Origin of the sequence: Acidovorax sp., assembly GCF_046291265.1 — a bacterium.
GTDB lineage: Bacteria > Pseudomonadota > Gammaproteobacteria > Burkholderiales > Burkholderiaceae_C > Acidovorax.
The window spans coordinates 1-18,985 of the sequence record NZ_JBKBTV010000035.1; the positions used below are offsets into that span (position 1 = coordinate 1).

Here is an 18,985-nt window from a genome sequence, read left to right on the forward strand (position 1 = left end):
GGGCCATAGCCGGAGTAACCCCCTCCGTAGCCCGTGCCCGGCCCACTGGGGCCACCATAGCCTCCGCCGTATCCCGTGCCACCGTAACCACTGCCTTGCCCACCGCGCCCGCCACCGCCGCTCGCCCCAGCGGGCGTGCCCAGCACGGCATACCCCACGGGCTGTACACCATGTTCACGCAAGCTGGCTGCGGTTTTTTTGTACTCCTCGACCAGCAGCTTGCCGAGCAGATCGCGCATGTGCTGCATCCAGAGCTGGCGCACCTCGGGCGACACGCCTGTTTCGCCCACGACCTGCTGCAATGCCCGGATGTAACTTTCGGGGCGCAACGGGTTGCGCTCGGGCTGCACGCTGCGCAACCCCTGCGCGGCACTCACTAGGGTGTTGAGTTCTGCCAACACTGCATCGGTGGCATGCAAGGCCGACTGCTGGGCTTTGGAAAGCTCCACCTGGGCTTGCATCTCACTCTCATCCATGAGGGAGAGTTCGCCAAAATCCATGCCGGTGTCATCGGCCGTCCGCCCTTTAGAAGCGGCGGGCCCCTCCGCAAAGATCTCCAGCAGCGCCATGGGGTAGCCCTTGACCAGCGCTGCCTCGTGCTGGTTCAGAAAACGCAGGCTGTCGCTGATCAGGTTGCGTTGCTGGATATTGCGGTTGTTGGACTCTTCCCCTGTGAGGGCCCCTTGCGTGACCTTGACCAGTTCCCCCATGAGCGCCTCGCCGCCACGCACAGCGTTGACAACACAGGCGCGGAAAATGGCTTTCGGACGAGGCGCTGTCTGGGACATGGTGGGGATGGAAAGAAAAAAACTTCCGGCTGCAATGCTACTTGACCTGACGCCTTATTTGAGCGCTTTGAACCGCATCCGCTTGGGTTTAGCACCCTCTTCACCCAGGCGCTTTTTCTTGTCCGCTTCGTATTCCTGGTAATTGCCGTCAAAAAACGTCCACTGGCTGTCGCCTTCGCAGGCCAGGATGTGCGTGGCGATGCGGTCAAGGAACCAGCGATCATGGCTGATGACCATGATGGACCCAGCGAATTCGAGCAACGCATCTTCCAGGGCCCGCAGGGTTTCCACGTCCAGATCGTTCGACGGCTCATCAAGCATCAGGACGTTGCCGCCCGCAATCAGGGTTTTAGCCAAGTGCAGACGGCCCCGCTCACCACCGGACAGCGAGCCGACGCGCTTTTGCTGGTCGCCTCCATTGAAATTGAAGCGGCCACAGTATGCACGGCTGGCCATCTGGAACTTGCCCACGTTCAGGATATCGAGGCCACCCGAGACGTCCTCCCACACCGTCTTTTCATTGGCCAAATCGTCGCGGTTTTGATCGACAAAGGCCATCTTTACGGTGGAGCCAATCTTGACGGTGCCGCTGTCGGGTGCCTGCTTGCCCGCGATCATGCGGAACAGTGTGGATTTACCGGCGCCGTTGGGGCCGATGATGCCGACGATGGCGCCAGCGGGCACCTTGAAGCTCAGGTTGTCGATGAGCACGCGATCACCAAAGGACTTAGTGACGTTTTCAAACTCGATCACTTCATGGCCCAAGCGGTCAGCCACGGGGATAAAGATTTCGTTGGTTTCGTTGCGTTTTTGGTACTCGAAGTCCGACAGTTCCTCAAAGCGGGCCAGGCGGGCCTTGCTCTTGGCCTGGCGGGCCTTGGGGTTCTGGCGCGACCATTCCAGCTCCTTCTTAAGGGCCTTGGCGCGCGATTCTTCGCCCTTTTGCTCCTGCTCCAGGCGGGCCTGCTTCTGGGTCAGCCAGTCGCTGTAGTTGCCCTTGTAGGGAATGCCGGAGCCACGGTCCAGTTCCAGGATCCACTCGGCCGCATTGTCGAGGAAGTAGCGGTCATGGGTGATGGCCACCACGGTGCCCGAGTAGCGCTGCAGAAATTGCTCCAGCCAATCCACGGATTCGGCGTCCAAGTGGTTGGTGGGTTCGTCGAGCAGCAGCATGTCGGGCTTGGACAGCAGCAGGCGGCACAGGGCTACGCGGCGCTTTTCACCGCCGGACAGCAGGCCGACCTTGGCATCCCATGGGGGCAGGCGCAGAGCGTCGGCAGCGATTTCAAGCTGGTGCTCCGAGTCAGTCCCGGCGGTAGCGATGATGGCTTCGAGCTCGGCCTGCTCGGCGGCCAAGGCGTCGAAATCGGCGTTTTCTTCACCGTAGGCGGTGTACACCTCTTCCAAGCGGGCCTTGGCGGTGAACACACGGCCCATGGCCGCTTCCACGCTTTCCCGAACTGTCTGCTCTGGGTCGAGCTGGGGCTCCTGGGGCAGGTAGCCGATGTTCAGACCCGCCATGGGGATGGCTTCGCCTTCAATTTCCTTATCCACACCGGCCATGATCTTGAGCAAGGTGGACTTGCCAGAGCCGTTCGTGCCCAACACACCGATCTTGGCGCCCGGGAAGAAACTCAGGGAAATGTCTTTAAGAATCTGGCGCTTGGGCGGCACGATCTTGCCGACGCGGTTCATGGAAAATACGTATTGGGCCATTTGCTTGTGTCTTAAACCTGCGAAAGTGGGCAGAAGAAATTCTGCGCGCAAACCGTGATTATCGGGCCATGCGACAATATCTTCCGTTGCGGGCTCCAGTTGCCCGTCACATCAGCACACTGCTGGGGACGAAGGAAGCAAATTCCGGGCTCCCACCTTTGAACCTCATCAGCCTTAGACTGGCTCGGCAACCCACCCGGTTGCTACGACAGGCCGATACCCAGCGTCCCGGACGGGCGCATCCAACGACATGACATTTGACGAACTGAATCTGGCTCCTGCCATCCTGAAGGCCGTGCACGAAACGGGCTACGAAACCCCCACACCCATTCAGGCACAGGCCATTCCAGCCGTGCTGGCAGGCCATGACCTGCTAGCAGGCGCGCAGACCGGGACCGGCAAGACCGCCGCGTTCACCCTGCCCATGCTGCACCGCCTCTCGCAAAGCGCTGCGCCCAAGAACAAATTTGGCGGCAAGGGCATCCGCGCTCTGGTGCTGACCCCTACGCGTGAACTGGCCGCTCAGGTAGAAGAATCCGTACGCGAGTACGGCAAATACCTCGACATCAACTCCACCGTCGTGTTCGGCGGTGTTGGCATGAACCCACAGATTGATCGCGTCAAGCGCGGCGTGGACATTCTCGTGGCCACTCCGGGCCGCCTGCTGGACCTGCAGCAACAGGGTTTCTTGGACCTGTCGACCGTGCAGGTGCTGGTGCTCGATGAAGCCGACCGCATGCTGGACATGGGCTTCATCCACGACGTGAAGAAGGTATTGGCCCTGGTGCCCCGCGAAAAGCAGAGCCTGCTGTTCTCGGCCACCTTCAGCGATGAAATCCGCGACCTGGCCAACACCCTGCTCAAGAACCCCCAGAGCATCCAGGTCACGCCCAGCAACACCACAGTGCAGCGCATCACCCAGGTGATCCACCCTGTGGGCCGTGGCAAGAAGAAACAAGTGCTGCTGCACATCATCCAGCAGCACAACTGGAGCCAGGTGCTGGTGTTCACCCGCACCAAGTTCGGCGCCAACAACGTGGCCGAATTTTTGACCAAAAATGGCGTGCAAGCCATGGCCCTGCATGGCAACAAGAGCCAAAGCGCCCGCACACAGGCCCTGGCTGGTTTCAAGAGTGGCGACATCCGCGCCCTCGTGGCCACCGACATCGCAGCGCGCGGTATCGACATTGATGACTTGCCACATGTCGTCAACTATGAAATCCCCAACGTCTCCGAAGACTACGTGCACCGCATTGGCCGCACCGGCCGTGCTGGCGCCACCGGTGAAGCCGTGAGCCTGGTCTGCATGGACGAAGAAGGCTTCATGATGGACATCGAGCGCTTCACCAAGCAGCAGATTCCGGTCCAGATCATCGAAGGCTTCGGCCCCGACGCTGGCGAGAAGGCCGAGCCCATTGCCATGGGCCGCCAGACCATCTGGGGTGGCGCAGGCAAGCCTCCAAGCCGTGACGTGATGCAGGCCGCCGCCAAGGCCGCCCGCAGCGAAATGATGGACCGCATCCGCACCAACAAGGCCGGTCAGGGTGCCGGTGCTAGCGCTGGTGGTGGCGGCGGTGAACGCGGCCCCCGTGCAGGCGGCGGCAATGGTGGCGGCGGCGGTGCCCGTGGCGGACGTGCCGGTGGCGGCGCAAGTGCTGGCGGCGGTGGTGGCGGTGGCAATGGCCCGCGCGGCGGCCGTGCCGGTGGTGGCGGCCAGGGCGGCGGCGCACGCGCCGGTGGCCAGGCTCCTGCACGCGGCCGTTCCGGTGGCGGTGGTGGCGGCGGATATGACGGTGGCGGTGGCGGCAATCGCTACGACGACTCGCAGCCGCCTCGCATGAACGCCCATCTGGGCACGCAATCGGGCCACAGCAACCCTGGCAATCGCGCCTCGGGCCATGCCGCCGGCGGCCAGCCAGATCCGATGCGCACCAGCGTGGACAGCATGGGCGGCGGTGGCCGCCGTGGCGGCGGCGGTGGTGGCGGTTATCGCGGCAACTCGGGAGGTGGCGGCTATGGCGGAGGTACGGGTGGTTCTGGTGGCCGGGGCAACGGGCCTCGTGGGCCGGGCGGCTCTCGCGGCTCTTTTGGCCGCTGATTCGTCAGCACCAAAAGCGACAACCCACCCAACATCAGCAAAGACGGCGCCCGAAGGGGCGCTACCACCCGAAGTGCATGCCTTGCATGCCCAGGGTCGGCGTGTGCCGGACATCACACACCCACGGCTGCATCTGCATGCCGTGGATTTCGCAGCCTTGGCTGCGAATCCCCGTATTCCCGCCCTGCCCCGTGTGGACGACGTGATCATTACGCTCGGCACCACCATCGCAGCCGCAGGCAGTCAGCAAGCGTTTCGCGCCGTGGACCACGATGCCGTCCTGACCACAGCGCGCGCAGCGCGGGCCGCTGGCGCCACGCGCTGCGGCGTAGTCACCGCCATGGGCGCCAATGCCCACTCACGAATTTTCTATAACCGCGTCAAGGGCGAAGTCGAACAGGCTCTGCAAGAGCTGGGCTTTGCCACGCTGGTGATTGCGCGGCCCTCGCTGCTTCTGGGCGAACGCCAGACCCTGGGCCAGGCGGCACGCCCGGCCGAGTCGCTGTCCATCAAGGCGTTTCAGTGGCTAGACCCCGTGATCCCTGCGAACTACCGCGCCCGACCGGGTGCAGACGTGGCGCGGGCATTGGTGCGAGCCGTACTGGCCGGAAAGACACACGGGACACCAGAGACTCAGATAGTGCAGGGTGACGCGCTGGAGTAGTGGCCATGGCAACGCCTGCGATGGCTTGACTACCCGGATCCCACGGCGCGCGACACAAAGCCGCTAGGATGGCCCTACCTCCAGCCACTGCCCGCACCGGGGCTCTTCGCCCATCCCATGCGCCCCAACCTTCTCGACACCCGTCCGCCACTGGCCACCCTGATGGTGGCCACCTGCAACGTGCTCAATCTGGCCAACGCCGGGCGCGTGTTCTACCCCAACCAGGATGCATACACCCGTGCGGAATACGAGCGTAAGGTGGAGTGGCTGGGGGGTCGGTTTCGCATGCTGAATGCCGATGTACTGGCAGTGCAGGAAGTGTGGGATGAAACTGCCTTCAAGGAGGCGCTCTCACACAGCGGTCTTCGGTATGACTTCGTCTCGGTGCCAGGCGCCGAGAACGATGCCACACACCAAGGCGCCCAGGGCACGCCCCGCGTAGGCATGGCCACACGGCTCAAAGTAGAGGCCGTGCAGTCGTTCGCCGACTTTCCGCCAGCCTTCCAGGTAGAAGTTCCGGGCCTGGGGATGCACACGCGCTTTGAGCGCCCACCCATGGTGGCCACACTGCGCATGAAGCACGGCCAGCCAGTGAACGTGCTCACCGCCCACCTCAAATCCAAGCGCCCCAAGTTTTTGCAAGACGCGCAGGGCCGCGCGCTGGAGGACAAGGATGACCGCAAGGTGGCAGCCCTTGCCTCCCTGCGCTCGCTGGTGATGCGTGGCGCTGAGGCCATGGCCCTGCGCTGCTTGGTGATCGACCTGCTGGAGCGCACCAGCGTGCCGCTGGTGGTGATGGGGGACTTCAACGACACGCCCGACAGCGTGACCACACAGCTCATCTGTGCGACCACCGAGATCGCGTACGACCGCTCGGCCCGCGACGTAGCGCTGTTCAATGCTTACGACCTGCAGGGCGAGATGGCGCTGAAGAAGGACGTGGCTTACTCCCACATTCACCAGGGAGCGCCCTATGTGCTGGACCAAATCCTGGTGAGTGAAGAGTTTTTGCCCAATGGGCGCAACAGCGTGGGCGACGTGCGCCGGGTGGACTATTTCAATGACCACTTGCACGAAGGCCGGGACCGCACGCGCTCCGACCACGGCTTCGTCCGGGCGTTGCTGCGCGTACAAATGCAGGCCCCGCCTCCACCAGTTGTTTCGGGTGCGTTGTAGCCTGCAACCCCACCAAGATTGGCCTCTAGGGCTTGGCGGGCCGGTGAGAATTTCTGTCAACCGCCGGTTTGCAACGGGATGTACGCTGACACGGCGAGGTGGGTACACGCAGGTAACATCCCCGTAACAAACGCCGCCCCGCGTGGCATCCATCGGCAGAAACCACCATGACCATGCAAACCTTCATCAGCCGCAGGCCTTCAAACTCCCCGGCCTCAGCTGCAACACACACGCCGTCACGGCCCCTGCCCTGGAAAGCCACTGCGGTACTGGCAGCAGTGCTGCTGACGGCTTGTTCGAGTACCCCCCTCCCACCCTGGCCATCCTCACAAACAGCCCAGCGGCCGACCGCCCCCGCGCCGGTGCCGCGCGCACAGCAGGGTACGGTTGTACCAACACCCCTGGGCCAGCCGCCGCAGCCACCGCAACCCGCGGTTATAGCCAGCCCCTTGCCCCCTCCGGCACCCTTGTTGGTGCAGAACGAAGGGCCGATGGCGCCACCCTATGGCGCAGCGGTGGCAGCCCGGTTTCCTGACCCGTCCATGGCCTACAGCACGCCGGGCCTGGGGCAAGACCGCAGGGCGTTCACCACCAATGCCGAGTTAAGCCAATGGCTGCGCTCACTCACCGACTCCGCCCAGTCCGGCGCCACGCGCACCAAGCTGCTCAACCTGGGGATGTCGCAGCGCGGCGAACCTATCCTGGGTGTGGTGGCCACACGCGCGGCAAACACAGACCCGGCAACGCTGGAATCCAGCGGTCGCCCGACCGTGGTTCTGATCGGCCAGCAGCATGGTGATGAACCAGCGGGTGGCGAAGCACTGCTGGTGGTCAGCCGCGAGCTGACGCAAGGTCTGCTGGAGCCTCTGCTGGATCGCATCAACGTCATCGTGGTGCCCCGTGCCAACCCGGACGGTGCGGCCGCCAGCACCCGGGTCACCGCCAATGGCGTGGACATGAACCGCGACCATCTGCTGCTGAACACCCCCGAAGCCCGTGCCCTGGCCCAGGTAGTCAACGACTACCGCCCCATCCTCGTGGTCGACGCGCATGAATACACCGTGGTGGGCCGGTACCTGCAAAAATTCAACGCCATCCAGCGCTATGACGCGTTGTTGCAGTACACCACCACAGCCAACTACCCAGAGTTTCTGACCAAAGCGTCCCAGGAGTGGTACCACCAGCCCATGGTGGCGGCGCTCAAAGGCCAAGGCCTGACAAGTGACTGGTACTACACCACGTCGACCAACCCGGACGACAAGCGCATTTCGATGGGCGGCACGCAGCCCGACACCGGACGCAATGTCAACGGCCTCAAAAACACCGTGAGTCTCCTGATCGAAACGCGCGGTGTAGGTATCGGTCGCATGCACATTCAGCGGCGCGTGCACGCACAGGTCACGGCCATCACCAGCGCGCTGCGCAGCACAGCAGACCGGGCTGCCAATCTGGAGCAAGTGCGGTCTTTTGTGGTGCGGGACATCAGCGCCCAGGCGTGCCGCGATCAAGTGGTGATCGAAGCTGCGGCCACCCCCACCCAACGCGATCTGGACTTTCTGGACCCCGAAACGGGCGCAGACAAGGCCATTCGTGTTGACTGGAATTCGTCATTGACGTTGCGCCCCACGAAAACACGTGCACGGCCCTGCGGCTATTGGCTGGCAGCAAGTTCAACGACCGCGGTCGAACGCCTCAAGCTGCTCGGACTGCAGGTGCTGCGCATCGCAGAGTCCGGCTCCGTACTGGCCGACACCTACCGCGAGACTGCACGCGAATCGGGCGACCGTCAGGACGTGATTGGCACCATTGCCGGAGGCTCAGGGATTGTGCGTGTGCAGGTATCGCCGGTTCGCAGCGCAATTGACGTTCCCGCCGGGAGCTTCTATGTGCCGCTGAACCAGCCACGCGCCAACTTGGCGGTCGCAGCGCTGGAACCCGACACGCAGAACAGCTATTTTGCCAACCGCTTGATTGAGGAGCTGGGGCAAACAGCACGGGTCATGTCTACCCCGTCCCTGGTGTTTGAAGAAAACGAATAGGTTTTGCGATGACCTGTCGGGCGCGTTGCTGCGCGCTTGCTGGTGTTCCGCCGGGGGGAGGCGTTGCGCCTGTCTCAAGCGTTGGCCCCCTGCACTGGGGCGGCGCTGCCTGCGGTGCAGCGAGGGTTGGCGCTGAGCAGTAGCTGCGGCACGCTCACCGGCGCGCTGCGCAAGGTCTTGTTCGGTCAGACGGCAGACAACGTGCGGACCACCGCCCAACAGGCGCACTGAATCCGAACAGGTCGATTTAGTATCAAATTAATAGCTACCAGCGCTTATGCATCAAGCGCTAGAGGCCATTTTTATATAGATTTTCAGCCCCGCTCGTGCAGCGGCGCTGGCGAAGTGTGCCGCGCCAAGCGCGCCTCCGTACGCTCCAGCACATGCCTGGACATCGCTTGTGCCAGCGCTTCGTCGGCGACAAACACGGTGCTGTCCCAATCCTGCCGCAATACACGGGCTTCTTCCTCGCCCTGGCTGCGAACCACCGTTTCTATGGCGGGGTTCAGCGTTTTGGCAGTTTCAATGATCTGCCGCACATTCAGGGTGTCTGGGGTGGCGATCACCAGCATCGCCGCCCGTGCGATATGGGCCTGGATCAGCACGGCTGGATCGGTGGCATCGCCAAAAACAGCGGCGATACCCGCAGCGCGCAATGTTTCCACCAGTTCGCGGTTTTGCTCAGCGACCACAAAAGGAATGTCGCTTGCCGCCAAAGCGTTTGCTACCCGACGCCCCACCCGTCCATAACCCACCAGGACTACCTGCCGCGCGAGATAACGCGAATCCGTGCTCATCGGCAACTCCGCCAGCGGGTCATCGCGCTGCTCCAGCCGACGGGCCAACGCCGACCGCGCGAGCAACCAGGCCTGCAGCGGTGCAATCGCATGAAAAAGCAAGGGATTGAGCGCCATGGAAAAGAGTGCCCCGGCCAACACCAAGCTCGCCCCTTCGGGCGGCAGCAACCCCAGCGAAGACCCGAGCGCCACCAGGATGAACGAAAACTCCCCGATCTGCGCCAAGCTGGCGGACACGGTGAGTGCGGTGTTGAGCGGGTATCGAAACGCGAGCACGAGTGCCGCGGCAGCCAATGTCTTCCCTACCATGATGATCGCCACCACCGCGATCACTTGCAGGGGGCGGTCCCACAACACGGCAGGGTTGAACAACATGCCGACCGACACGAAAAAAAGTACGGCAAAAGCGTCTCGCAGCGGAAGCGACTCCTGGGCAGCACGGTGGCTGAACTCCGACTCGCGCATCACCATGCCCGCAAAAAAAGCGCCCAAAGCGAACGACACCCCAAACAAGGCTGCCGACCCAAAAGCAATGCCTACGGCCGCAGCGACCACACACAGGGTGAACAACTCACGCGATCCTGTGCGCGCAACCTGCCAAAGAACCCAAGTAAACAAGCGACGCCCCACCAAAAGCATCAGCGCTACAAACCCGCCGACCTGAAGCAAGGTCCAACCCAGGGTCTGCCAAAGCGTCGCGCCATCTACCTCAGCCGTGGTGCCGCCCAGCCAACCCGCCAGTGGCGGCAGCAACACCAGGACCAACACCATGGCAAGGTCCTCCACCACCAGCCACCCCACCGCAATGCGGCCGGTGTGTGTATCGAGAATGCCGAGCGTCTCCAATGCTCTCAGTAGCACTACTGTGCTGGCCACAGAAAGCGCCAGGCCAAACACCAGCGCGCCACCCAAGCCCCACCCCCACCACATGGCCAGGGCCATTCCCAATGCCGTTGCAACCATCATCTGGACCACCGCGCCAGGAACCGCGATCTTGCGCACCGCCAGCAGGTCTCCGAACGAAAAATGCAGGCCGACGCCAAACATCAGCAACATGACCCCTATTTCTGCCAACTGGCTCGCCATGGCAGCGTCGGCCACAAAGCCCGGAGTGAAGGGCCCCAGCACCACCCCCGCCAAAAGGTAGCCCACCAACGCCGGAAGCCGCAAACGCGTAGCAACAAAACCCAGCGCAAGCGCCAGTCCCAGCGCTGCGGCGATGGTGTGGATGAGTGTGACGCTGTGTGGCATGGAAGTGAGCGGTATAGATGCGCGGGTGCGCGCTCCCGTTATAACCTCAACACCTACGCTACCGCAAAATCGCGCGGACAGCCGGAGGATCGGCGCCACAGGCCGGGTATGATCCACGCACTGCGCCCAACGCAGCCGCGGAAGTACCCTTCCGCTCCGCGAGTAGGCACCACAGCCGAAAGCCCATCTGCCCGTAGCTCAACTGGATAGAGCAATAGCCTTCTAAGCTATAGGTCGGGGGTTCGAGTCCCTCCGGGCAGGCCAGGCACATTTTGATTGCTCGCCTGCATCAGTCGCTTTCAATATCTTGCGCCATGAGCAAAACACTTGCTGAGCCGCAACAGCGTTGTTCAGCGCAAGCAAGCGCCATTCAAAAACGATGCTGAGGCTTCTCTGCCACTCCGTTAACGGTTCGGTTGGGGAACGGCGGCGTAGTTCATCGCGATCGCCTGCATCACCGCACCGATCAAAGCACCATCTCCTGCGCTTTTAGGCAGGACCTCCTGCACGATCTGGACCGCATACTCCAGTTGCTCCTTGGCAAGGGCTGCGGACATGGCGTTGCCACGTTTTTCACTGGGCGACGCATCGCGAATCACAAGGCTCATCTGAAGCTCCTGAAAGGTAGAGCACGCAGTATGCGGTGCGCCATGGCCTGAGCAGACAACACCCCTTCAAATGGCCGACAAAATAAGCACACGCGCACTTAAATCCAGTCAGTTTCCAGTCGGCGAAAAGCAAAAAGCCTTGCGACGCAGAACGTTGCAAGGCTTTTACTTATTTGGGGTGGCTGATGGGGCTCGAACCCACGACAACAGGAATCACAATCCTGGACTCTACCAACTGAGCTACAGCCACCGTAGCTTTGTATTATAGCCCGGGATTTTCACTCCAGAGCCAAAACGTTCAATTTTCTACCGCAGCCTGCGCTGTGGCGCTGGTCGGACGTGGCGCCTTGATCTGGACCTTGAAGCGTTGTTTGAGCATCTCATAGTAAGCCATGCCTTCCGCTGTGGTCCACCATTGCAGGTATTGCTGGCGCTCTTGCACTGCGCGTGCTGCATCAGGCGCCTGGCGCGGAACCACCCGGTTGACCTTGACGACGGCATAACCTTGGGCACCCAGGTCTACACCCACCCATCCGGGCAAGGCGTCAGCGGGCGCACGCAATGCGGCGTCAACCACAGGGCGAGGGAGGTTCTGAGGCTGCTCACGCGATATCTCTACCGCCGCGGCCAAACCTGCGGCAGATGCCGGAGCAGCCTTCCAAGCGGTCAGCTTTGATTCGCCTTCAGCACGCGCGAGTTCAGCCGCCTTCTCTGCAACGTACAGGCTGCGAACACGGGCGCGCACTTCTTCCAGCGGCAACGTGCGGGCGGGCGTGTAGGTGGTCACCCGACCGGACACCATTTGGCTAGGACCCACTTCGACAGCCTCAGTGTTGCGCTTGTTCTGCAATGAGTCTGAAGAAAACAGGGCTTCCAGAAACTTGCCATTGGCCAACGGGCCCACAGCGCCTGGAACGGGTGTGCGGGTGACGCCCGTTGCCGTCTGGATCTTGAGTTTCAACTTCTCAGCCACGGGCTGCAGGCTATCGGCCTGTTCATACACACCGTTGGTAAATGTCTCGGCCACTTCGGCAAACTTGCGCTGGGCCTGCTGCTGCTTCAGCTCGGTTTCCATGGATGGCCGCAGCTCTTCGAACGTTGGTTGACGCGGCGTCTTGATGTCCGTGAGCTGGATGATATGGAAGCCAAAATCAGATTCGACCACGTTACTGATCTCGCCCTTCTTCAACGCAAAAGCAGCATCTTCAAACGGCTTGACCATCGCACCACGGCCAAAGAAATTCAGGTCACCGCCCAGGGCTGCCGAGCCTGTGTCGTCAGACGACTTCTTGGCGACGTCACCAAAAGTGGCGGGGGCCTTGCGCACCTGCTCCAGCAACTGTGTGGCGCGAGCCTTGGCCTTTTCACGGTCCGCAGCGGGCGCATCTTTTGAGGCATTGATCAGGATGTGGCTCGCACGACGCTCTTCTTTGCCCGCCAGACGCTCTACGTTTTCTTTGTAATAAGTACGCAAATCATCTTCATTGAGCGTAATGCCTGCACGCACGCTATCGACATCGAGCACCAGATATTCAACCGCGGCTTGCTCCAGTTGCTGGAACAGCGCCGGGTGCGCCTTGTAATAAGTTTCCAGGTCAGCATCCGTCGGTGACACCTTCGAAGCAAAGTCTGCCTGGTTGAAGCGTGCAACCTGGATTTCACGGCGCTGATACAGCGGATCGAGGGCCAGTTTGATTTGTGCGTCGGTGCTGATCACCGTACTCATCACACCACCCATGACTTGGTTGACCGACAGATCACGACGCACGTTGGCTTCAAAGCCCTCTGGCGTCAGGCCTTGGCTGCCGACCAATGCCCGATAGGCCTCCGCATCCAGCGTGCCATCGGCGCGCTTGAGGCCTGCAATTGCAGGAATCTCTTGCAGGCTGCGGGCCAAGCGGGCGTCGGTGGTCACCAAATGCATCTTTTGCGCCGCTGCAGCCAGCACCCGGTCACGCACCAAGCGCTCCAGGGTGGCGTAGCGTGCTTGCGGCGAATCCAACAGCTTGGGATCGACCGTGGGAGACTGCGCACGTATGCGGTCTGACTCCACGCGATGGGCATTGTCCCAGTCCGTCTGGTTGATGTTGTTTCCATCAACACGTGCCACCACCGGGCTCTTTTCGGAGAAGTAGTTGCTGTCGATGCCTACCAGCACAAACGAAGGAATGATCAGCAAGAACAATAAGATCATCACGATCCTGGAGTGCTTGCGGATGGATTCAAACATGGTCGATCTTTCAGAAGGCAAAAAAACAAAAGGCGAACTTACGTTCGCCTTTGTTCGGTGGTGGTGGGTCCTGACGGTCTCGAACCGCCGACCTACTCCGTGTAAAGGAGCCGCTCTACCAACTGAGCTAAGGACCCCACCTAAACTGATCCTCAGTTCAAGGCATCTTTCAATGCCTTGCCAGGACGAAACTTAGGAACTTTAGCAGCTTTGATTTTAATCGTATCGCCCGTACGGGGATTGCGACCTGTACGAGCAGCACGCTTGCCCACTGCGAAAGTGCCGAAACCGACGAGCGATACGGTACCGCCCTTCTTCAGGGTCTTCTTGACTGCCTCGATCGTGGATTCCAAAGCACGTGCCGCAGCGGCCTTGGAGATGTCGGCGTTGGTAGCGATGTGCTCAATCAGTTCGGTTTTGTTCACAAGAAGCCTCTCGGAAAAGAGTTGATGGAATATCTCGCGGATATCTGGTCTTCACACGTCAAAAAGCACAGCCCTTGGGGCTGGTGGTGATTGGACGGGGGAATGACTGGCATACACAGCAGGTGCTGCTGCATCAGATTAAAGCCATCGAGTTTCCGGGTGTCAATACAACACGCTGTTTTGAGGCAGCGTTGGAATGAATTCTAGTCGCATTTCACGCTGCGACAGGGCTTGCAGGCTGTTTTTGTCTCAAACACGCCGTATGGGCAGCATTCCGTATTGACACTTCAGCGCCATCAACCCCCAAAGCTCGATAAAGCCTCGGCAATGGCTTTTCCAACGTCTTGCGTACTGGCGGTGCCACCCAAATCTGCCGTGCGCGGGCCGCCGCTTTTGGGGTCGAGGACGGACTCTATGGCGGCCAAAACGGCGTCGTGTGCGGGGCGATAACCCAGAAAATCCAGCATCATCGCGCCGCACCAGATCTGGCCGATGGGGTTGGCAATGCCCTGCCCCGCTATATCGGGCGCCGAGCCGTGCACCGGCTCGAACAACGAGGGCATGGTGCGCGTGGGGTTCAAGTTGGCGCTGGGCGCAATGCCGATGGTGCCAGTGCAGGCCGGGCCCAGGTCACTGAGGATGTCGCCGAACAGATTGCTGGCCACCACCACGTCAAAGAAATCGGGGCGCTGCACAAAATGCGCTGTGAGGATGTCGATGTGGAACTTGTCGACTTTCACATCCGGATACGACTTGGCCATCTCGGCCACACGCTCGTCCCAGTAGGGCATGGTGATGGCGATGCCGTTGGATTTGGTGGCACTCGTCAGGTGCTTCTTTGGGCGCGACTGCGCCAATTCAAACGCGAACTTCAGCACGCGGTCCACGCCCTGGCGGGACATCACCGTCTCCTGCATCACGATCTCGCGCGGGGTGCCTTCGTACATGCGGCCACCAATGCTGGAGTACTCGCCCTCGGTGTTCTCGCGCACGATGAACATGTCGATTTCACCCGGCAGACGGGGCGACCCATCGCGCCGCACCACGGGGGCGATCACACCGGGCATGAGACGCGCGGGGCGCAGGTTGACATACTGGTCGAACTCGCGGCGAAACAAGAGCAGCGAGCCCCACAGCGAGACATGGTCGGCAATCTTCTCGGGCCAGCCCACGGCACCAAAGTAAATGGCTTCGTGGCCGCCGATCTGCTCCTTCCAGTTGTCGGGCAGCATCTTGCCGTGCTTCTCGTAATAGTCCCAGCTTGAAAAATCGAAATGGTCGAACTGCAGGTCGATGCCAAATTGGCGCGCTGCGGCGTCCATCACGCGCAGGCCCTCGGGCATGACTTCCTTACCGATGCCGTCACCGGCAATGACTGCAATGCGATGTTTCGCCATTCAAACGCTCCTGAAAATATAGCTACCAGCGCTTATCCATCAAGCGCCAGAGGCACAAATGACTTGAAATTTACTTGACGCGAGCCCGTATTTCAGGGAGCGCCTTCTGCAGGTAATACACCATGGACCAGACCGTGAGCACTGCAGATGCCCAGATCAGCCAGGTGCCCCACACGCCGGTGTCAATCACGCCGAACAGGCGCGCGTCGTACAGCAGGAAGGGAATGGCCACCATCTGCACGGTCGTCTTGACCTTGCCGATCATGTGCACGGCCACGCTCTTGCTGGCGCCAATCTGCGCCATCCACTCGCGCAGGGCCGAGATGGCGATCTCGCGGCCGATGATGATGAGCGCCACAAACACATCCGCGCGCTGCAGATGCACCAGCACCAGGAGCGATGCACACACCAGAAACTTGTCGGCCACCGGGTCCAGAAAAGCACCAAACGACGAGGTCTGGTTGAGCTTGCGGGCCAGGTAGCCGTCCAACCAGTCGGTGGCGGCAAACACCACAAACATCACGGTGGCAATCAGGTTGCGCATGGCCGGGTCTAGCGGCGCGTAGAAAACCCCCACGATCAAGGGTATCGCGACGATGCGCGTCCAGGTCATCAAGGTGGGGATAGTCCAGAACATGGCGGCGATTGTGTCATGGCAACACGGCGAATTGCGGCGTGTGCGAAATTAGCCGTGGTGCCTCTGGTCCTCAGCGCAACGCCCGGTAGATCTCTTCCGCCAGCTCGCGCGAGATGCCATCCACCCTGATCAGGTCTTCCACACTGGCAGACGCCACCCCACGCACCCCGCCAAACCGCTGCAGCAAACGTGCACGCTTCTTGGGCCCCACGCCTGCAATCTCCTCCAGTTGGCCGCCGCCCACGCGCACCTTGGCGCGCGCGGCGCGCATGCCGGTGATGGCAAAACGGTGCGCTTCGTCGCGGATCTGCGCCACCAGCATCAGTGCGGCCGAATCCTTGCCCAGGTAGACCTTTTCGCGCCCATCCGCGAACACCAGTTCTTCCAGTCCCACCTTGCGGCCTTCGCCTTTTTCGACGCCCACGATGCGGGTCAAGTCCAGACCCAGCGCGGTGAACACTTCCCGCGCCACCCCCACCTGGCCTTTGCCACCGTCAATGAGAACGAGGTCGGGCAGACGCGCCACGCCTTTCGGCTTGACCGCGCCGTCGGTATTGGATGTATCCGGCGGTGGTGCGGCCGCAAAGTCGATGCCCCCCGCTTCGCGCGCGGCCTCGGCCACCTTGCTGTAGCGACGCGTCAACACCTGGCGCATGGCGGCATAGTCGTCTCCACCGGTGATGCCTTCGATCTTGTAGCGGCGGTATTCGCTGCTCTGCATCTTGTGGTGGTGAAACACCACGCAAGACGCCTGCGTGGATTCACCGCCCGTGTGCGAGATGTCAAAACACTCGATGGTGAGTTGGTCCAGGTCTTCGGGCGGCAGGTCCAACGCTTCGACCAGAGCACGGGTGCGGGCCTGTTGCGATCCTTCTTCGGCCAGCAGCCGGGCCAGTTGCAGGTCGGCGTTCTTCTGCGCCATGTCCAGCCAGGCGCGGCGTTGTTCGCGGGGTTGATGGATGGCGGTGACGCGCACACCACTCTGGTCGCCCAGTGCCTCCAGCAGCGCCTTGTCCACCGGCTCGCTGGTCACCAGCACCGGCGGTACCGGCACGCCGATGTAGTGCTGGGCGATGAAGGCTTCGAGCACAAGCACCTCGACCCGGCGAACCGGCTTGGTCGGGGCGCCGTCATCGCCCTCTTCCTCAAACACAGCGGCCGCATCCTCCACATGCACCGGGAAGTACGGCCGGTCCCCCAGATGCCGCCCGCCGCGCACCATGGCCAGGTTCACGCAGGCGCGGCCGCCTTGCACACGCACAGCCAGGATGTCCACGTCCTTGTCGTCCGCAATTTCGATGGATTGCTGGTGCAGCACACGCGACAGCGCCTGGATCTGGTTGCGCACCTCGGCCGCTTGTTCAAATTCGAGTTTGTCGGAGTGCGCCATCATCCGCGCCTCCATGGCCTGCAGCACCTCCTGCGTTTCGCCGCGCAGCAGGGCCTCAGCGTGCGAGACATCGGCGGCGTAGGCCTCAGGCGAGATCAGGTTCACACACGGGCCCGTGCAGCGCTTGATCTGAAACAGCAGGCAGGGCCGCGTGCGGTTGGCAAACACCGTGTCCTCGCAGGTGCGCAGGCGAAACACCTTTTGCAGCAGCTGGATCGTTTCCTTGACCGCCCAGGCGCTGGGGTACGGGCCGAAGTACCGATGGCGCTTGTCCACCGACCCCCGGTAGTACGCCATGCGCGGAAACTTCTGACCCGGCGCATCACCTGTACCGGCCGCGGTGCCCGTGATCTTGAGATACGGATAACTCTTGTCGTCCCTGAACAGGATGTTGAACTTGGGGTTCAGCGACTTGATGAGGTTGTTTTCGAGCAGCAGCGCCTCGGCCTCGGAGCGCACCACCGTGGTCTCCATGCGGACGATCTTGCTGACCATGTGGCCGATGCGCGTGCCGCCATGGTTCTTGGTGAAATAGCTCGAAACGCGGCGCTTCAGGTGCCGCGCCTTGCCCACATACAGCAGCGCGCCCTGGGCGTCGAAATAGCGGTAGACACCGGGCAGTGCAGGCAGCGCAGCCACCTGCGCCAGAAGTTCTTCGGAATGGGACATGGCGCGTATTGTGGCCCCGCGCGCAGCATGGCCTACCCACTATCAAATAAATAGCTGCTAGCGCTTACCTATCAAGCGCTAGCGGCCAATTTGACCATTACTCCGCTTCGATCTTCGAGCTTTTCACCACCGACGCCCAGTTGGCAAGGTCGGCCTTGACCTTGTCACCCAGCTGCGCCGGGGTCTGGTAGTCGGCCGTGGAGCCCTGCTCCAGCGCCTTTTGCTTGAAGGCGGCGCTTTGCACCACGGTGCGGATGTCGGCGGTGAGCTTGTCCACCACCGGCTTGGGCACCGCAGCGGGCACAAACAACGCAAACCACGACGTCGCATCGACCTTGGGGTAACCCGCCTCGGCCGTGGTGGGCACGTCGGGCAGGCTGGGCAGGCGCTCTTTGCCGGTCACGGCCAGCACGCGCAGCTTGCCGCTGGCAATGTGGGGCATGAACGGCGGCGCGGTGCCAAACGTCAGATCCACCTGGCCGCCCAGCAGATCCTGCAGCGCGGGGCCAGTGCCTTTGTAGGGCACGTGCACCATCTTGATGGCGCCTTGTTGTTCCAGCATGGCACCGGTCACATGCTGCAGCGACCCATTGCCCGACGACGCGTAGTTGAGCTTGCCGGGGTTGGCCTTGGCATAGGCGATGAGTTCGGCCAGTGTCTTCACCGGCAGGTCATTGCGCACCACGATGATTTGCGGGGCCGAGATGACATTGGCCACGGGTTGAAAGTCCGCCTGGTCCCACTGCTTTTGCTTGGTGATGTGGGGCGAGATGACGTGGTAGCCCGAGTACTGCATGAACACGGTGTAGCCATCGGGTTCGGCACGTTTGACGATGCTGGCAGCAATGTTGCCGTTGCCACCGCCCTTGTTGTCCACGATGACCGACTGGCCCAGCACCGGGGCCAGCGCCTGGGCCAGCATGCGGGCCGACAGATCGGTGGTGCCACCTGCGGCGGTGGGCACCACCATGGTCACATTTTTGGTGGGGTAGGTGCCCTGGGCCAAGGCGCCGGTGCACAGGGCCGTTGCCAACGCCCCCAGGGCGATGGTGGTGAATTGTTTGCGGGTGATGTTCATGTCTCTGTCTCCTTGTTGTTGC

14 protein-coding genes and 3 tRNA genes are annotated in these 18,985 nt (G+C 61.9%); 5 read left to right on the plus strand and 12 right to left on the minus strand.

Going from position 1 to position 18,985, the window contains the following annotated elements:
• Positions 1–788, minus strand: a 788-nt coding sequence (locus tag ACK41V_RS14105; protein WP_409783233.1) for a DUF1631 family protein, incomplete at its 3' end; no start/stop codon positions are given.
• A 54-nt stretch (positions 789–842) separates the two neighbouring features.
• Positions 843–2,504 carry an energy-dependent translational throttle protein EttA gene (ettA, locus tag ACK41V_RS14110; RefSeq protein ID WP_409783234.1) on the minus strand — a complete coding sequence of 554 codons (1,662 nt, stop codon included), beginning with the start codon at positions 2,502–2,504 and terminating at the stop codon, positions 843–845.
• A gap of 250 nt (positions 2,505–2,754) precedes the next feature.
• Here ettA and ACK41V_RS14115 point away from each other — a divergent pair, with 250 nt between their 5' ends.
• The 4 genes from ACK41V_RS14115 to ACK41V_RS14130 all read left to right on the plus strand — a co-directional run bounded on the left by ACK41V_RS14115 (position 2,755) and on the right by ACK41V_RS14130 (position 8,481).
• On the plus strand, positions 2,755–4,602 hold the full coding sequence (locus tag ACK41V_RS14115; protein ID WP_409783235.1) for a DEAD/DEAH box helicase: 1,848 nt from the start codon (positions 2,755–2,757) through the stop codon (positions 4,600–4,602).
• A gap of 73 nt (positions 4,603–4,675) precedes the next feature.
• On the plus strand, positions 4,676–5,266 hold the full coding sequence (locus tag ACK41V_RS14120) for a nucleoside-diphosphate sugar epimerase (protein WP_409783236.1): 591 nt from the start codon (positions 4,676–4,678) through the stop codon (positions 5,264–5,266).
• Positions 5,267–5,383: 117 nt separating this feature from the next.
• On the plus strand, positions 5,384–6,442 hold the full coding sequence (locus ACK41V_RS14125) for an endonuclease/exonuclease/phosphatase family protein (protein ID WP_409783237.1): 1,059 nt from the start codon (positions 5,384–5,386) through the stop codon (positions 6,440–6,442).
• Between the two features lie 167 nt (positions 6,443–6,609).
• Complete coding sequence (locus ACK41V_RS14130; RefSeq protein WP_409783238.1) at positions 6,610–8,481, plus strand: M14 family metallocarboxypeptidase; 1,872 nt, start codon at positions 6,610–6,612, stop codon at positions 8,479–8,481.
• A gap of 314 nt (positions 8,482–8,795) precedes the next feature.
• Here ACK41V_RS14130 and ACK41V_RS14135 read toward each other — a convergent pair whose 3' ends face one another.
• Positions 8,796–10,529 (minus strand): cation:proton antiporter, encoded by a 1,734-nt coding sequence (locus tag ACK41V_RS14135; RefSeq protein WP_409783239.1) that lies wholly within the window; start codon positions 10,527–10,529, stop codon positions 8,796–8,798.
• Positions 10,530–10,716: 187 nt separating this feature from the next.
• On the opposite strand from ACK41V_RS14135, the gene ACK41V_RS14140 reads away from it, so the two are divergent.
• Positions 10,717–10,793, plus strand: a tRNA-Arg gene (locus ACK41V_RS14140).
• Positions 10,794–10,933: 140 nt separating this feature from the next.
• Here the strand turns inward: ACK41V_RS14140 and ACK41V_RS14145 are convergent.
• The 9 genes from ACK41V_RS14145 to ACK41V_RS14185 form a co-directional block, all read right to left on the minus strand.
• Positions 10,934–11,137 (minus strand): hypothetical protein, encoded by a 204-nt coding sequence (locus ACK41V_RS14145; RefSeq protein ID WP_409783240.1) that lies wholly within the window; start codon positions 11,135–11,137, stop codon positions 10,934–10,936.
• Between the two features lie 174 nt (positions 11,138–11,311).
• Positions 11,312–11,387: transfer RNA gene (locus ACK41V_RS14150), tRNA-His, on the minus strand.
• Between the two features lie 48 nt (positions 11,388–11,435).
• Positions 11,436–13,367: a SurA N-terminal domain-containing protein gene (locus tag ACK41V_RS14155; RefSeq protein ID WP_409783241.1), complete on the minus strand. Its 1,932-nt coding sequence runs from the start codon at positions 13,365–13,367 to the stop codon at positions 11,436–11,438.
• Positions 13,368–13,428: 61 nt separating this feature from the next.
• A tRNA-Val gene (locus ACK41V_RS14160) sits at positions 13,429–13,504 on the minus strand.
• A gap of 15 nt (positions 13,505–13,519) precedes the next feature.
• Positions 13,520–13,792: an HU family DNA-binding protein gene (locus tag ACK41V_RS14165; RefSeq protein WP_056164954.1), complete on the minus strand. Its 273-nt coding sequence runs from the start codon at positions 13,790–13,792 to the stop codon at positions 13,520–13,522.
• Positions 13,793–14,088: 296 nt separating this feature from the next.
• Positions 14,089–15,189, minus strand: coding sequence for a tartrate dehydrogenase (locus tag ACK41V_RS14170; protein WP_409783242.1), 1,101 nt, complete (start codon positions 15,187–15,189; stop codon positions 14,089–14,091).
• Positions 15,190–15,259: 70 nt separating this feature from the next.
• A complete protein-coding gene (gene pgsA / locus ACK41V_RS14175; protein ID WP_409783243.1) occupies positions 15,260–15,826 on the minus strand; it encodes a CDP-diacylglycerol--glycerol-3-phosphate 3-phosphatidyltransferase in 567 nt (188 codons plus the stop codon).
• Between the two features lie 70 nt (positions 15,827–15,896).
• Positions 15,897–17,885, minus strand: a complete 1,989-nt coding sequence (uvrC, locus tag ACK41V_RS14180) for an excinuclease ABC subunit UvrC (protein WP_409783244.1) — start codon at positions 17,883–17,885, stop codon at positions 15,897–15,899.
• 97 nt (positions 17,886–17,982) lie between these two features.
• Entirely contained in the window at positions 17,983–18,963 is a 981-nt protein-coding gene (locus ACK41V_RS14185; RefSeq protein WP_409783245.1) for a Bug family tripartite tricarboxylate transporter substrate binding protein, read from the minus strand.
• Positions 18,964–18,985 lie beyond the last annotated feature (22 nt).

Excerpts from the sequence above, each read along its gene's own strand:
- ACK41V_RS14155 (WP_409783241.1), bottom strand. The coding sequence starts at position 13,367 with ATGTTTGAATCCATCCGCAAGCACTCCAGGATCGTGATGATCTTATTG.
- ACK41V_RS14185 (WP_409783245.1), bottom strand. The coding sequence starts at position 18,963 with ATGAACATCACCCGCAAACAATTCACCACCATCGCCCTGGGGGCGTTG.
- ACK41V_RS14125 (WP_409783237.1), top strand. The coding sequence starts at position 5,384 with ATGCGCCCCAACCTTCTCGACACCCGTCCGCCACTGGCCACCCTGATG.
- uvrC (WP_409783244.1), bottom strand. The coding sequence starts at position 17,885 with ATGTCCCATTCCGAAGAACTTCTGGCGCAGGTGGCTGCGCTGCCTGCA.
- ACK41V_RS14115 (WP_409783235.1), top strand. The coding sequence starts at position 2,755 with ATGACATTTGACGAACTGAATCTGGCTCCTGCCATCCTGAAGGCCGTG.
- ACK41V_RS14170 (WP_409783242.1), bottom strand. The coding sequence starts at position 15,189 with ATGGCGAAACATCGCATTGCAGTCATTGCCGGTGACGGCATCGGTAAG.
- pgsA (WP_409783243.1), bottom strand. The coding sequence starts at position 15,826 with ATGTTCTGGACTATCCCCACCTTGATGACCTGGACGCGCATCGTCGCG.
- ACK41V_RS14135 (WP_409783239.1), bottom strand. The coding sequence starts at position 10,529 with ATGCCACACAGCGTCACACTCATCCACACCATCGCCGCAGCGCTGGGA.
- ACK41V_RS14145 (WP_409783240.1), bottom strand. The coding sequence starts at position 11,137 with ATGAGCCTTGTGATTCGCGATGCGTCGCCCAGTGAAAAACGTGGCAAC.
- ettA (WP_409783234.1), bottom strand. The coding sequence starts at position 2,504 with ATGGCCCAATACGTATTTTCCATGAACCGCGTCGGCAAGATCGTGCCG.
- ACK41V_RS14130 (WP_409783238.1), top strand. The coding sequence starts at position 6,610 with ATGACCATGCAAACCTTCATCAGCCGCAGGCCTTCAAACTCCCCGGCC.